This window comes from Fischerella thermalis PCC 7521, assembly GCF_000317225.1.
GTDB classification, from domain to species: domain Bacteria; phylum Cyanobacteriota; class Cyanobacteriia; order Cyanobacteriales; family Nostocaceae; genus Fischerella; species Fischerella thermalis.
This window is the reverse complement of the sequence record NZ_AJLL01000076.1, coordinates 1-14695: the sequence shown is the minus strand read 5'-3', so window position 1 is coordinate 14695 and position 14695 is coordinate 1. Positions and strand designations below refer to the sequence as shown.

Annotated in this window: 11 protein-coding genes and 1 pseudogene; 7 read left to right on the top strand and 5 right to left on the bottom strand. The window is 40.7% G+C overall.

From position 1 onward, the window contains the following. Positions 1-563 precede the first annotated feature (563 nt). A complete protein-coding gene (gene cofG / locus UYK_RS0116075) occupies positions 564-1550 on the top strand; it encodes a 7,8-didemethyl-8-hydroxy-5-deazariboflavin synthase subunit CofG (RefSeq protein ID WP_009454951.1) in 987 nt (328 codons plus the stop codon). Between the two features lie 219 nt (positions 1551-1769). Here the strand turns inward: cofG and ruvC are convergent, their stop codons facing one another. After that, positions 1770-2261 (bottom strand): crossover junction endodeoxyribonuclease RuvC, encoded by a 492-nt coding sequence (gene ruvC / locus UYK_RS0116070; protein WP_009454950.1) that lies wholly within the window; start codon positions 2259-2261, stop codon positions 1770-1772. Positions 2262-2502: 241 nt separating this feature from the next. Here ruvC and UYK_RS24325 point away from each other — a divergent pair, with 241 nt between their 5' ends. The 4 genes and pseudogenes from UYK_RS24325 to UYK_RS27865 all read left to right on the top strand — a co-directional run bounded on the left by UYK_RS24325 (position 2503) and on the right by UYK_RS27865 (position 6257). Further along, entirely contained in the window at positions 2503-3930 is a 1428-nt protein-coding gene (locus tag UYK_RS24325) for a gluconeogenesis factor YvcK family protein (protein ID WP_040469346.1), read from the top strand. A 68-nt stretch (positions 3931-3998) separates the two neighbouring features. Continuing rightward, the gene (locus UYK_RS0116060; protein WP_009454948.1) at positions 3999-4475 is read left to right on the top strand and encodes a bifunctional alanine racemase/tRNA (adenosine(37)-N6)-threonylcarbamoyltransferase complex ATPase subunit type 1 TsaE; all 477 of its coding nucleotides are present in this window, start codon (positions 3999-4001) and stop codon (positions 4473-4475) included. Between the two features lie 398 nt (positions 4476-4873). After that, a pseudogene (locus UYK_RS24320) lies at positions 4874-6030 on the top strand (molybdopterin-dependent oxidoreductase). Continuing rightward, positions 5973-6257: a molybdopterin dinucleotide binding domain-containing protein gene (locus UYK_RS27865; protein ID WP_009454945.1), complete on the top strand. Its 285-nt coding sequence runs from the start codon at positions 5973-5975 to the stop codon at positions 6255-6257. The pseudogene UYK_RS24320 and the gene UYK_RS27865 overlap by 58 nt, the downstream one beginning before the upstream one ends. Here UYK_RS27865 and UYK_RS24315 read toward each other — a convergent pair. From UYK_RS24315 to UYK_RS0116030, 3 genes are all read right to left on the bottom strand, one after another. Continuing rightward, positions 6241-8169 carry a sensor histidine kinase gene (locus tag UYK_RS24315; protein WP_016871765.1) on the bottom strand — a complete coding sequence of 643 codons (1929 nt, stop codon included), beginning with the start codon at positions 8167-8169 and terminating at the stop codon, positions 6241-6243. The two genes, UYK_RS27865 and UYK_RS24315, sit on opposite strands and share 17 nt — an antisense overlap. 540 nt (positions 8170-8709) lie before the next feature. Further along, positions 8710-9531, bottom strand: a complete 822-nt coding sequence (locus tag UYK_RS0116035) for a dienelactone hydrolase family protein (RefSeq protein ID WP_016871763.1) — start codon at positions 9529-9531, stop codon at positions 8710-8712. Positions 9532-9618: 87 nt separating this feature from the next. Next, a complete protein-coding gene (locus UYK_RS0116030; RefSeq protein WP_009454942.1) occupies positions 9619-10536 on the bottom strand; it encodes a helix-turn-helix domain-containing protein in 918 nt (305 codons plus the stop codon). A gap of 800 nt (positions 10537-11336) precedes the next feature. Between UYK_RS0116030 and UYK_RS26575 the strand changes: the two genes are divergently transcribed. Continuing rightward, entirely contained in the window at positions 11337-11633 is a 297-nt protein-coding gene (locus UYK_RS26575) for a hypothetical protein (protein WP_162138646.1), read from the top strand. Positions 11634-12017: 384 nt separating this feature from the next. Then, a complete protein-coding gene (locus UYK_RS0116020; protein WP_009454940.1) occupies positions 12018-14114 on the top strand; it encodes a sensor histidine kinase in 2097 nt (698 codons plus the stop codon). A gap of 72 nt (positions 14115-14186) precedes the next feature. On the opposite strand, the gene UYK_RS0116015 is transcribed toward UYK_RS0116020, so the two are convergent. Continuing rightward, entirely contained in the window at positions 14187-14486 is a 300-nt protein-coding gene (locus UYK_RS0116015) for a glycosyltransferase (protein ID WP_009454939.1), read from the bottom strand. Between the last annotated feature and the right edge of the window lie 209 nt (positions 14487-14695).

The following is a 14695-nucleotide window of genomic DNA, read 5'->3' as shown; positions in this document are numbered from 1 at the left end:
GAAGATTTACTTATGATGTGCAGGTAGTTTTTCTACCCTGTTACATATCTTAAAGTACATATTGCGGTTTGTAAAGTCTTTTCAGAAATATCTACTTCTGGTATGATATTCGTCCTTAATCCTCATCTAGATTCATGTGTGGAACCAATCCAAAATCTAAAATCTAAAATCGAATGGCACTGCTTGCTCGATATCAAGAGCCAAGTGTTTATCTAATCCTTAGATACATCCAGTAAAGAGATAATTGCGGATCTGGACTTGTTTTGCGGAAGCCTACTGCTGTTCCTGAGTTTTCTGAAGTTGGATGGCTAGTGTATACATGTCGCAAAGATTCGGAAAATCCGCTTGCGTGCGTATGAGAGTTTTTTGGACATCTTTATAATAATTGACACAAAAGATGATGTTGCTGATGGGACAAATCTAGTTGGAAGCTACGGACAAACACAGAAGTACAATCCTTATCCTCCGGTGTTGCCATTTTGATTGGATCGGTTTTTGTAGCAGCACTGAGGTGAAGACCTCATACCCGTTATAACTTTGCTATCACGCACTGCCAAATACCTATGAACATAATTACCTACAGTCCTGCTTACACTATTGTTCCTACTTATGAATGTTTTAATCTTTGTACCTATTGTAATTTTCGTACAGACCCGGGTAAAAGTCCTTGGCTAAGGGTAGCAGCAGCAGCAAATATTTTGAAACAACTGCAAACTCAAAATGTCTGTGAAATTCTCATACTTAGTGGCGAAGTTCATCCCCAATCATCACGGCGTTCAGCATGGTTTCAGCAAATTTATGATTTGTGTAAACTAGCGTTGACAATGGGTTTTTTGCCACATACAAATGCTGGGCCATTGAGTTTTGAGGAAATGCAAAAACTCAAGCAGGTAAACGTTTCTATGGGGTTAATGTTAGAACAGTTAACCCCAGAATTGCTCAAAACTGTACATAAACATGCACCGAGCAAATTACCAGCTATCAGGCTGCAACAATTAGAATGGGCAGGAGAATTACAAATCCCGTTTACAACAGGTTTATTGTTAGGAATCGGAGAAACGGAAAATAATTGGTGGGAAACATTGGAAGCAATAGCCAACTTCCATCAACGTTATCATCACATTCAAGAAGTCATCCTCCAACCCCACAGTCCTGGAAATCAGCAAAGCTTTGATGCGCCGCCCTTTGATCCCAACCAGCTACCAGAGGTTATTTGCAAAGCACGTCAAATTTTACCCTCAGATATTACTATCCAAATTCCGCCGAATTTAGTTAAAGATCAGCAATTGTTACTCGCATGTATAGAAGCTGGCGCGAGAGATTTAGGTGGAATTGGCCCCAAAGATGAAGTAAACCCTGATTATCCGCATATTCAAGAGCAGGAGCTAAGAGAAATTTTACAACCTGCGGGATGGGAGCTAGTACCGAGGTTGCCAGTTTATCCGCAGTTTGATAGTTGGTTGTTGGAGGAGTTGCAACTAGCAGTGAAGCGGTGGCGGAAACTCACCCCCAACCCCTCTCTTTGCCAAGGAAAGGGGAGTAGAAATTAGATAACTTTGCAACACTGGCTCTTTGGTCATTGGTTTTTCCCCATTACCCTTCGGGTTCGCTACTTTGCCATCTCGGCATAAGCCAAGACGGCAAGTAGTCTCACCAATTACCTATTACCAATTACCAGCCTACGCGACAGTATAAGTATTCAACAGAATATGATATAAAGTCTTGTGGCTTCAGACTTTTTACCTGTTCGTAATTGTTTACTTACATCATCAATACTGGAACAAGGCCGTCAAAGCCACTGCCAAAGCATCTGCGGCATCATCTGGACGAGGAATATAATTTAAATTTAACTCTCGCGCTACGGCTTGTTGAACTTCGCATTTTTCTGCATTGCCGTACCCTGTTAATGCTTGTTTAATTTGAGCAGGGGTAAACTCTAAATACGGAAGATTGTGTTGCGCCAAAACTAGCATGATTACGCCCCGGGCTTGAGCAACTAAGATAGTATTCCCCATACGATAGAAAAATAGTTTTTCAATTGCTACCAAATCGGGTTGTAAATCCTCAATCAAAGTGTGTAAATCTTCGTACAATGTACGTAGCCTATGTCCCATTTCCGTGTCAGCTGCTGTACTAATCACACCGAAATCTAGCATATCTACTGTAGTATCTCGCTGCTGGGCTTGGCTTGAATTGCAGATAATTGTTCCAAATCCTAAGGTTGCTAAACCTGGATCTAATCCTAAAATTCGCTTTTCCATTAATTTCAAATTAACTCAACCAGAATATTGTTTTATCGGGCAGAACGGCAACTTTGACAGGGTGCTTTGAATCTATTAGGGGTATAAGAGTGTAGGGTAGGGGGGAAAATACTAAGTCCTTTAATCAATCCTTACACCCTTTTGTGTCATCACAAATGTCATAATCCGACATTTGAGTTATGAACCAGGTAGTGTAAATTTTCTGTTAATCATTAGTTTTTATCAACGCTTTTTTTTAGGTATGTCAATTGGTTTTTTCAGGCAAGCCCTTAACGCTTTGCAAAAGCAGTCGCGCCGCCGCACTCCCCACCGAGTTAATCAGTGGTTCAAATGGTTATCACCAGGACTATCGGTAAAACGTTGGTTGTTAATTAGCATCGGGGGTGTGTTACTAGCATCTCTGGGGTTGGCAATTTGGATTAAGCTAACGCCGATTTTCTGGGCGCTGGAATTAGTGAGGGGTTTTCTGGGAAGAATCACTGAGATCATACCCAACTATATTAGTGGGCCTTTAGTTTTGCTATGTGGGTTGTTGTTGCTGCTTTGGGGACAAACCCGCACAGTCGGTTCAATTACTGAAGTCCTACGACCTGATAGTGACGAAGAATTAGTGGATGTGCTGTTAGCCCATCGTCGACTGTACCGAGGACCAAAAATAGTTGTGATTGGAGGCGGTACGGGACTTTCCACTTTATTAAGAGGACTCAAGCGTTACAGCGCTAATATTACTGCTATTGTTACTGTCGCTGATGATGGCGGATCTTCTGGGCGCTTGCGTCGAGAATTTGGTGTTTTACCACCTGGGGACATTCGCAATTGTTTGGCAGCCTTAGCGGATGAAGAAAAATTACTCACAGAACTGTTTCAATATCGTTTTCAAGTCGGCGATGGTTTGACTGGTCACAGCTTCGGTAATTTGTTCTTAACTGCGATGAGTGAAATTACCGGAGATTTGGAACGGGCGGTTGCTGCTAGTTCTAAAGTACTCGCCATCCGGGGACAAGTTTTACCAGCAACTCTCAGTGATGTGCGTTTGTGGGCGGAACTGGCTGATGGTCGTCGTATAGAAGGGGAGTCTAAAATTACCGCAGCTGGAGGTAATATTGTGAAGATTGGTTGTCTACCTGTGAATCCACCTGCTTTGCCTGCGGCAATTAAGGCAATTCAGGAAGCTGACTATATAATTATGGGGCCTGGTAGTCTTTATACTAGCGTCATTCCTAATCTCTTAGTGCCAGAAATTGCTGATGCGATCACCGCGTCAGCTGCACCTTGTATTTATGTCTGCAACATCATGACTCAACCAGGAGAAACCCAAGGATTTAGTGTTGCTGACCATATTCGGGCAATTGATGCTGCTTGCAGTGGTAGACGTTTATTTAATGCTGTGTTGGTACACAAAAAATCTCCCTCAGAACGCGCCCTGATACGTTACGCACAACAAAACTCCCATCCTGTCTTTTTAGATCGCGAAGATGTCACCAAATTAGGACGAAGGATTGTTTTAGCTAACGTCATGCACGAAGATGACACAGGTTGCGTGCGCCATGATCCCCAAAAATTAGCAAAGGTGTTATTGCGGTGGTACAGTAGCGCATCACGCCAGATAAGGTTGGGGTGGGGAGACGGGGTGATGGGGTGTAGACGCGCTCTGCGCGGCTTCCCGTAGGGTAGGGGTGATGGGGAGACAACCAACTACTAACCACTAACTACTAACCAATTACTTTTGACTAAATTATGAAAATTTTTCTTGCTGATGCAGAGGTAACGCGATCGCTCGGTATGATTCTGGGTCAATACCTGAGTGCTAATACTGTGATTTTGTTAGAAGGTGATTTAGGTGCTGGTAAAACTACTCTGGTACAAGGTATTGGCAAAGGCTTGGATATCAGGGAACCTATTGTTAGTCCGACTTTTACCCTCATTAATGAATATACAACAGGGCGGCTTCCTCTCTATCATCTAGATCTGTATCGCCTAGAGCCGCAAGAAGTAGCAGCTTTAAACTTAGAAACCTACTGGGAAGGCGTTGAGGTTGCGCCAGGAATAGTGGCGATTGAATGGGCGGACAGAATGCCCTATCAGCCATATAGTTATCTCAGTCTGCATTTGAGTCATGAAGATCAAGGATATCGTTACGTTGAGATTACTTCATGTAATTTCACCATCAGCCCAGACATTTTGGCTGTTTTTAAAGAATATGTTGGTAGCTGAGGGCATTAATGTTTTTATCTACCACTACCACGTTCACTAGTAAGGATCAAATAGCATTGTTAACTCTCTTGTCTAAATTTATTGACAATTTTTTCAAAAATAGTTAATCCAGCATTAACAAATACATTTTTTTGACATTCATCTCAAATTTGATTACTTGTTGCCAATGAAAATGTAATAAATCACAATAAATCCGGATAGTGAAACACCGAAATTTAGCTGATAAAAGTTAAACCACTATGTCATGATGCATAAGTCATTTAGCTTATGCATAGGCTTATATTTCCCAACTAAAGTTCACAATTTATACATCAATAAAATCAAATTATCTTTGATAAGATAAACTCATCATAAAACATGTAAATAAAGCTTTTGAATTTATTACTACATCCGGGGTTATGTTACGGAAACCAAAAAAGCGTTGGACACCATCGAACTGGGCAAGTTGGAAGCCATTTGGTATAGGGGAACAATATCCGAACAACTATTTTGAGGTATTTCGAGCTATTTGGTTGTCGCGCGATCGCTTACCCTATGCTTGGAATATTCTTAATCAGGGAGTTTGTGACGGTTGCGCCTTAGGTACAACCGGAATGCGAGATTGGACGTTAGATGGAATACATCTATGTAATGTTCGATTGCGGTTATTACGTATGAACACAATGCCAGCCCTTAACCCCGAATTATTGGCAGATGTGGGACAGTTGCAGATGCATAAAAGTGCTAAACTAAGGCAATTAGGACGTCTCCCTTATCCCATGATCCGCCAATGTGGAGAAAAAGGGTTCCGTCAAGTTAGCTGGGATGAAGCTTTAGATGTAATTGCTACTCGTATCCGTGCTACTACACCAGACCGCCTCAGTTTCTACATTACTAGTCGCGGCACTGTTAACGAAACTTACTACGCGATCCAAAAAGCTGTGCGGGCGATGGAAATAATATTGATAATGCTGCTCGTATTTGCCATTCTCCCAGTACCGCCGGACTGAAAGCAGCCTTAGGTGTGGGTGCGACTACCTGTTCCTATAAAGATTGGGTGGGTACTGATTTATTAGTCTTCATTGGCTCAAATGTAGCTAATAACCAGCCTGTAACTGTCAAGTATCTGCATTACGCCAAGAAAGCAGGTACAAAGATTGTTGTGATTAACACCTACCGCGAACCAGGAATGGAACGCTACTGGGTTCCCTCTATTCCTGAAAGTGCTTTGTTTGGTACTAAATTCGCCGAAGATTTCTTTTTGGTAAACGTGGGTGGCGACATAGCATTTTTAAATGGCGTCATCAAGCATATGATTGCCAATAGTTGGGTAGACGAGTCGTTTATTAGCCGCTACACCACCGGTTTTACAGAACTGGAAGCAATTCTTGCTCATCAATCTTGGGAAGAGTTAGAGAAACTTTCAGGTAGTACTCGCGAACAGATGTACGCCTTTGCCAAAATCGTAGGGGAAGCCCAAAAAGCCGTGTTTGTCTGGAGTATGGGCATTTTAATAGTATGGTACAAGAACGCAAAGATGCTATTACTGGTGCATTCCGGGAAGCAGTGTTCATGAATGCTGGGGATGCAAACAAATTGGGGTTGAAAGCAGGAGATGCGGTGATTCTCAAAAATGAGTCGGGAGAGTTTCACGGTAGAGTATATATTGCGCCGATTCAGCCTGGTAATTTACAGATTCACTGGCCAGAGGGAAATGTGTTGCTAGATAAAAGCAAGCGATCGCGCGAAGGTGTCCCAGATTATAATGCTGTGGTGCGATTGGAAGTTAAGGATCATGGATAACGGGTAAGGTAAACCAAAAGGTTGCGCCTTGATCTGGTGTGCTATTTACACCAATTTCGCCGCCGTGGGCGTTGATTATACGCTTAGAAAGATATAATCCTAATCCTAAACTCACAGAATTGCGATTATTGCTACCCCGGAAGTATAAATCAAATAACCTCTCAGACTGTTTTTGACTCAAACCCACGCCATTATCGACAACTGTGCAATAAATTTGATCACCTTGGGCGATCGCATTAATGGTAATATCCAACCCTGGCGGATTATGTTTGACTGCATTCACAATTAAGTTAGAAAATACTCGCCATAGTTGCGTTGGATCGGCATTTACCAAGGGTAGGTCATCTTTAACTAAATTGGTTAGACTGATTTGATTTTCTGTCAACATTGGTTGAAGATCAGCGATCGCATCTTCGACAACTTTGTGCAATTTTACTGGTTGACGTTGCAAAACAATACCTTGCACTTCGCTTATATGAGCTTCCATTAGTGAGTTAATTAAATTTAGTTGTCGCTCACTGCTTTTTTTCATCCTTTCTAAAATTGAGCGAGGAACGGGAATGGAGGAGGGGAGGAGGGGCAGTGGGGTGATGGGGTGATGGGGAGATGACGAAGAAAGATTACTTTCTTGTCCCCCAAGTCGTCCCCCTTGTCCTTGTGAAAGCAAATTATTTAATACCATCAGCGTACCCAAAACTGGGTTACGTAAGTCGTGGGAGACTGCATGGACAAATACTCTGAGTGCTTCTTCTGTACGTTTGCGATCGCTAATATCTAAAATTACTCCCACTAAACCGCCAAGAGATCCGTCTGCTTTAGAAAAAGTTGCTTTGTAAAAAATTACATCATGTTTTTTGCCATCTTTGTATACCACTGAATCTTCATAACTCTGAATACCCCGTTGTTCAAATAGAGTTGTATCTGCTTGCTGATATTTATCAGCTAATTCTTTTGGTGATATATCATACTCTGATTTACCTACTATTTGCTCTTTTGTAAATCCCAAAGCTTCTTCAAAAGCCTTGTTACAACCTAGATAAAAACCTTCAGCATTTTTATAAAAAACTGGTGTAGGAATAGTATCAATTAAAACTTGTAAAAAATCGAGCTGTTCTTGTAAAGCCGCCTCAGCTTGCTTGCGCTTGGTGATATCTTCAATTAATCCTTCGTAGTAGAGTAGCTTACCGCTTTCGTCACGAACTGCATATGCTTTTTCCGAAATCCAGACGATGCTACCATCTTGGCGATAAATTTGTGACTCAAACTCAGACACTTTTCCATATTCTTCAATTAAACGCACAAATTCTGCACGTCGCTGGGGGTCAACATAAAGTTGATTTTCTATATCAGTAAAATTTGTTGTTACCTCTGTCGGTGATGAGTATCCATAAATACGTGCTAATGCAGGGTTAGCAGTAATGTAACGTCCATCGGGGGTACTTTGGAAGATGCCTTCAACAGCGTTTTCAAATATACTGCGATATTTAGCTTCTGCAACTCTCAGTTTATCATAGGCAAATTCAAGTTCTTTACGGGCAAAAAATTCAGAGCGTTGCAGGCAATCATAGAGATAAACGCCAAGGTTACAAATAGCACAAAACCAGAACAAGTATAAAATAAAAGTAACATTATATAATTCCGGATGTTCTGGCAGTGGTAATTTTAACCCCAGAACTGTATTTAGACCAAAATAGTAAACAAATAACCCTAGTTGAGAGATCAGATGCAGTTTCCAGCATACCGGGATGAATGTGGCTTGGCTGAGGAACAAAAGCGACCAAGCCAAGGTGTCAGGTAGTGCAAAACCTTTGAGAGTTGCAAAAATTTGGGGTATGAGATTTATTGACCAAGATGACCCTAAAAATAGTATTCCTGGATGCTGACGACCAAATTTTGTTTGACGTAAAGCCATGCACAAAACCAGATTCAGCAGCATAGCAATGTCCATAACTAGCGCTTGAGTTCTAAGTACCTCTGGTAAGTTTTGAAATTCTTTGAGAGGAAAGAAAAAGTTATAAACGTCTCGCAATGTAAACGTTAAAATGCAAATTAACGCCAGCCATAACAATAAACCTAATCTCTGCCAATAAAAAGTTATTACGCCAATTTTGGTAATCATTGGCAATGTAATCTGCTATTGGGGTTTTAGTTTGTTCAGAAACAGCTTTTTTTTGCCATTTCCGCAATATTTTTCCTACTGTCTTCATTAGTTGTGACCAAATTTTTTCATGCACAAAGAAAGTGTTTGCTTTATTTTTGACTGCTCATACATTCTCCAGTGTAATTTCGGATTTCGGATGATATTGCTCTTCCTTTAGGAGGAGAATTTTGATTTTTTAGTTTCATATCAAGTCCGGCTAATTGCTTACGATATAAAGCTTGGTCATGAGACATTGGAAAATTATCAGTATCTTAATTACCCATTACCCACTCCAACGGATAGTATAAGTATTCAAGCGGACATGATAAGGTTGTTTTGAAAGAGTTCTAGAACATGTTGCCAAGCATCAGGAGCAGCTTCTGGATTATAACTTGGGTGTTGCTTTAGAAATGGGTACTTATCTACAAACAATCCAGCAAAGAATCCGTGTCCTGCGTCGTATCGAAATATACGATGATTGATTTGATGTTTCTTTAATTCTGCCTCTATTTGCTTGTTTTCCTTTTGGAAAACAAAGGTATCTCTTGTACCAAAAAACATATAAATTGTACCTTTAATTTCAGAGGTGCGATTCATAGTAGGAGTGTCTTCACCAAAACTAGAAGTGGTAATCCCAGCACCGTAGAAAGAAGCTGTGGCTTGGATATCGCTTAACGTTGCAGCCATGTAAGCAACATGACCACCAAAACAAAAACCAATAGACCCAATTGCATTATCTTTAACATTGGGTAAGGTTTTGAGGTAAGTGATCGCCGCTTGGATATCGCTGAAAATTTCTTGATACTTTACTTGTTGATAATATTGCAAGCCCAGTCGATAAGCTTCTGGACTAAATCCAATATCTTCTGGGCTAAAATCAGCTGCAAAACCAGGAGCAATACGTTGATACAACGCGGGTGCGATCGCTACATAACCTTGTTTAGCGATGAGTTCGGTGACTTCTCGAATGTGACTGTTAACTCCAAAAATTTCATGAAAAACTATAATAGCTCCAAAGGTTCCCTGATGTGCGGGTTGATGTGCGGGTTGAGCTAAGTAAGCATCGATTTCTAAGTCGTTGTTGGGTATTTTGACTTTTGTTGTGTTAATTGCGATATTTGTTTGTTGTATCATCTTTAGTCTCGGCTGAGCGCAGTTCCATCCCAATGTAGAAAAATTGGTACACAGAACTCTAGAAAAAAGTTGCAGGATTTTAGTAAATTATTGCGATCGCCTTTGCAAGACTTGTTTAGGTGTAACGCCAATGATGCGCTTGAAATATCGAGTCAAGTGACTTTGATCGCAAAAACCTACCCTGACAGCAATGTCTGCAATGCTGAGTTTGCTGTGTTGCAACAAATATTTGGCTTGCTCGATCCGACATTGCAAAATGTATTGGTGGGGCGTTACACCCATACTTTGCTTGAACAGACGCAAAAAGTGATATTGGCTCATCTGGGCGATCGCTGCAATCTTACTTAGCCTGACGTCCTCATGCAGATGTTCATGAATATACTCCCTCAGCTGTTGCAGCTTGAGAGCGGATAATCCATCCGCATAGCTAGAAAGCTTAGGTTGAGTGGTGCAGTAGTTCCGTAATAGGTGAATGGCTAATGTCGTTTTCAGACTATCAATCAGCAAATAACCCCCGATTTTACCAGACTCTAATTCTTCTCGTAAGGCACAGAAAATACCTTGGATCAAGGTATCTTGCCGAGTCATAAAATGGGGGATAAGTTCAATGCGATCGCCATCAACCAAATCTTGACCAACTTGTTTGAGAAGTGTAGGCTCAATTGCCAAAATCATAAACTGGACTGAGGTATTCCAATTACAGCGATGGGAAATACCCGCAGGAATGATCGCAATATCTCCGTGATTGCGCGTTTCTGTTATCATCTTTCCATCCAACCATCGTTCTCCTGATGAGTCGGAAAGTGATGAATTGGCAAACCCTTGAACAACAACATGCATTGTGTGCTGATGTTCAGCTATGTCAAACTTTGGCTGTTGATGAAGTTCAAGATGGATACCGTCCCAGCCGGAACTAGAGAGAACAGCGGGTTTCGGTACAAACGCATCTGCTGCATTCTCTTGGCGATAATCAATAATTTTGATCGTTTGCCCTTGCGTTCTCATATTAATGCTTAAACAGCTTGGGGATTGATCTATTTTGACTGTTTTTCGATATGGATGGCGGATCTTAAAGTTCTCCAGACTTTGAACAGCAGCGTTTGGAACAGGTGCATTACCTTTGCACTCTTCCACTACCCCGCTCTTGCAAATCAACACTTTCACACACTAAACTTCTTGCAGAAGTTGGGGTAAAGGAAAATAAAAACCCTTCAATCTTTAACTTTTCCCCTTTACCCAACTCTGACAACAGCCACTTTTGCAAGAGATTTATTGTCTCAATCAAGTCTTTTAGCCTGAAATGAAGCACTAAAGCACTTGCTACGAACTTTTGCTCATTGTCCAGCGATCGCAACAGCTGATAAAAACTAATCCTGTTGAATTTGGACAACAATATACGCACGCTTTCAGTGACATCAATCAGTACTTGTTGTTTTACGAGCAAGTATTTAAGTATTATCACGGTAGAGACCCATCTTATACTAAAGGCATTTTCATAGCGGTTATTAACCGTCTATTAGCTATATTTTTATCCAGAAAAGGAAAAAAATATTACATTGACTTTCTAAAAACACTATATTAACGCTAATCCAGACACTAATAATAAAGACTTTATTAAACAATAAAATGATTGAAAATTAGGCTTTTGAAGCTCAATGACTAAGTTTTTAGCATTATACCTTATCTTCTAGCTAAAGTATTATATAACTTCAGTATTGTTACTGAGTACAACTTAGTTTTATTCTCAACAAATTTAAATTAGATGGCATTAAACACATCTATATGAGTAGCAGTAATTACTTGGTTTGAGAGTTAGTAGTTGGTTGTTGTTTGTTGGTGGTTGGTGGTTAGTAGTTAGAGACCCGATTAACCGCGTCTGTACATTAGTAGTCAACAGTTGTTTAATACTCCCCACACTTCTCACACTTCTCACACCCCTCACACCCCTTACACTCCACCCTACGGGAAGCCGCTTGCGCGTCTACACACCCCTCACACCCCTCACACTCCCCACACTCCCCACCTCCCCATCACCCTACTCCAGAAACACAAGCGGGTTAATTCGACTGTTACAAGAAGTCGAATCATCCTCACACAAGTGATTCACCCTTTTGGGTGAATCCGATCGCACTCAGGAAAATCTACGCTTAAATGTACAAGAGTAGACAAATAACAAGCTGGTTTTATATCATTTTGGATTTTACGAAAAGTTTGTAGAGGCTTTGCGTCCAGACTTAGACGGACAAAGCCTGGATTATCGTAGACTAACGTCCTGGAGGAAACTTTAAAGCTTTTCAAGACGGATCGGGAATTGCTTTGTGTATCTGGACTGATATTAATCCATCTTTCGTAATCATTTTTTAAATTGGTATTAGTTTCTAGTCCAAGATTAAGAAAGTAGATTTACTTGTAGAAATAACCAAAACCACAGAATTTCCCAATTTTTAATTTTTTATTTTTAATTGTTTACCTGGGATGGGTTGCTGATGAAAATTACAAACCGAAAGTTCAGGGAGGAAAAATTGCTTCAGGCTGAGGCGCGCTATCAGGCGATTGTCAATGCTATCCCTGATATGGTGTTTTGTATCAGCCGTGATGGAGAGTATTTAGATTTCAAAGGCGAGTATACAACAAAAGAGATTGTCGGTAAAAAATTGTGGGAAATCTTGCCTGCCAATGTAGCTTTGATCAAGCAAGAAGCGATCGCTAAAACTTTGGTTACTAACACTTTACAAGTTTGTGAATACCAACTGTCAACACCCTGGGGAGTGCGAGATTATCAGGCGCGGTTAGTCAAAAGTGGTGAAAACGAAGTCCTAGCTATTGTTCGAGATATCACAGAACCCAAAAAAACAGAAATTGCCTTGCAAAGTTTGGCGCAAAAATTTTCTAAAGCTTTTCGTTGCAGTCCTGATCCAATCACAATTAGTACACTTAAAGAAGGACGCTACATAGAAGTTAACGAGAGTTTTGTCCAACTTAGTGGTTATCAACCATCAGAAGTCCTTGGGCGGACTGCTTTTGAGTTGAACATGTGGGTAAACCCAAGCGATCGCACAAAATTAATCCAAAAGTTACAAGCTCAAGGAGCTATTCGTAACCAAGAAATTAAATTTCGTAAGAAGTCTGGCGAAATTATTATAGTACAAGTCGCGGCAGAAGTTATTGAGTTAGATGGTATTCCCTGCCTACTTGCAGTCAGCCGCGATATCACTGAGCGTAAACAAACAGAGGAATTATTACGCCTATCAGCTCAACGCGATCGCTTGTTGACAGAAACATTAATGCGAATTCGTCAATCTCTCAACATCAACGAAATTTTACAAACAACTGTCAACGAAGTTCGGGAATTTTTGCAAGCAGATAGGGTATTTATTGCCCTCAATGATAGCTGTGATTTATTCAAAATGATCGCCGAGTCGGTAAATCCACAATATCCATCTGTCCTGAATTGGAAGAAAAAAGATGAAACTCTTTTGCAAGAATTAAGAACAAAACTTTTGACAGATAGGGTACGTGTGGTTGAAGACATCACCCAAACGAAAGTATCTCCCCACCTAGCAGCACTCTATCAGCAATTTCAAACTAAAGCTAGCTTGGCTGTACCAATTATGCTAGGTAAAGAATTGTTTGGGGTATTAATTGCTAATTCTTGTGCTAAACCACGCTGTTGGCAACAAATCGAAATTGATTTACTCCAGCAGATTTCAGAACAACTAGCTATTGCTATCCAGCAAGCGCAACTCTACCAAGAACTAGAACAGCTCAACAATAATCTAGAACGGCAGGTGGAAGAACGCACTGCTCAATTACAGCAGAAAATGCAAGAATTGCAAGAAATTAACCGAGTCAAAAACGTCTTCTTACATGCAGTTTCTCATGATCTGCGGACTACGGTAATGGGTAATTTGATGGTGTTGAAGAATTTACTTAAAAGTGGGAGACAAGGGAGACGACTTGGGGGACAAGAAAGTAATCTTTCTTCGTTACCTCCCCCCACCTCCCCTATCCCCATTCCTCGTTCAATAATTGAACGTATGATTCAAGGTAATGATCGGCAACTGCGAATGATTGACTCATTACTGGAGATACATTCAACTGAAGTAGAGGGAATTATTCTTAACCAAGAAATTATCCAGTTTAATACATTTATTGGAGAAGTAATCAAAAATGTAGAGCCGATGTTAAGGCAGAATCAGGCAAAATTAAAAACATTGGTTGCTGAAGATTTACCGTTAGTAACTGCTGATTCTGTAAAATTACATCAATTTTTTGTTGATTTATTTACTTATATTCTCCAAACTAATCCACCAGGATTAGATCTGCTACTTACTGCCAAAGTAGAAGCTGACATGATTCTTTGTACCGTTCAATTTCACGGTATTCACATGAGTAAACTGGAATGCGATCGCTTATTCGAGTTATATGTCCACGAGCCACAAGCACGTTTTTCTACAGGTATTGGCTTAAAGATGTATCTATCTCGACAACTTATTAAGGCACACGGTGGTGAAATTGGCGTTAATAGTAACCATAAGTGTGGAGTAAGTTTTTGGTTTACGCTACCCCTAGCAATTAAATAGAAATTTCACCGCGAGAAGCGAAAGTAAGCTAAAAATTACTAGTTAATGTCTGCTGTTCTCACCTATATTTATTTACTTGATTGCCGGTGATTGAGTTTGAATTATTTCTTGGACAAATGTAGCAAGTGTTAAAGATTGGTAGAGTTCGTAAAATTGGGTAGTGACAGCCTGAGTACTGAAACGAGCTCGAACCCAATGACGTGCAGCATTGCCATAGCGTTGCCGGAGTGTAGGATCTTCCAACAGATGCCGAATTGCGATCGCCAAGGTATTGGAGTTGCGGGGAGGAACCAACAGTCCGGTTTCACCATGCACCACTGTATGTTGCAATCCCCCCACCTCACTAGCAATTACCGGCGTTCCTGCTGCCATTGCTTCAATAGATAGACTAACAGAACTCTAACTTGCGAAAGTTTAAGATTAGCGATTATGTGCGATCGCACATCTGCCAGAAGACATAATTAAGCTGTGGAATTTTAGACTTTAGCTCGATTCCACGAGATTTATTTGAGGGCTTTTAACATTAAGGAATAATTGGTCTACTCAACAAAATTGTAGAGACGCAAAGGCGTCTCTGTAAC

Excerpts from the sequence above, each read along its gene's own strand:
- UYK_RS0116020 (WP_009454940.1), top strand. The coding sequence starts at position 12,018 with ATGAAAATTACAAACCGAAAGTTCAGGGAGGAAAAATTGCTTCAGGCT.
- UYK_RS0116030 (WP_009454942.1), bottom strand. The coding sequence starts at position 10,536 with ATGAGAACGCAAGGGCAAACGATCAAAATTATTGATTATCGCCAAGAG.
- cofG (WP_009454951.1), top strand. The coding sequence starts at position 564 with ATGAACATAATTACCTACAGTCCTGCTTACACTATTGTTCCTACTTAT.
- UYK_RS0116060 (WP_009454948.1), top strand. The coding sequence starts at position 3,999 with ATGAAAATTTTTCTTGCTGATGCAGAGGTAACGCGATCGCTCGGTATG.
- UYK_RS24325 (WP_040469346.1), top strand. The coding sequence starts at position 2,503 with ATGTCAATTGGTTTTTTCAGGCAAGCCCTTAACGCTTTGCAAAAGCAG.
- UYK_RS24315 (WP_016871765.1), bottom strand. The coding sequence starts at position 8,169 with ATGGCTTTACGTCAAACAAAATTTGGTCGTCAGCATCCAGGAATACTA.
- UYK_RS0116035 (WP_016871763.1), bottom strand. The coding sequence starts at position 9,531 with ATGATACAACAAACAAATATCGCAATTAACACAACAAAAGTCAAAATA.
- ruvC (WP_009454950.1), bottom strand. The coding sequence starts at position 2,261 with ATGGAAAAGCGAATTTTAGGATTAGATCCAGGTTTAGCAACCTTAGGA.
- UYK_RS27865 (WP_009454945.1), top strand. The coding sequence starts at position 5,973 with ATGGTACAAGAACGCAAAGATGCTATTACTGGTGCATTCCGGGAAGCA.
- UYK_RS0116015 (WP_009454939.1), bottom strand. The coding sequence starts at position 14,486 with ATGGCAGCAGGAACGCCGGTAATTGCTAGTGAGGTGGGGGGATTGCAA.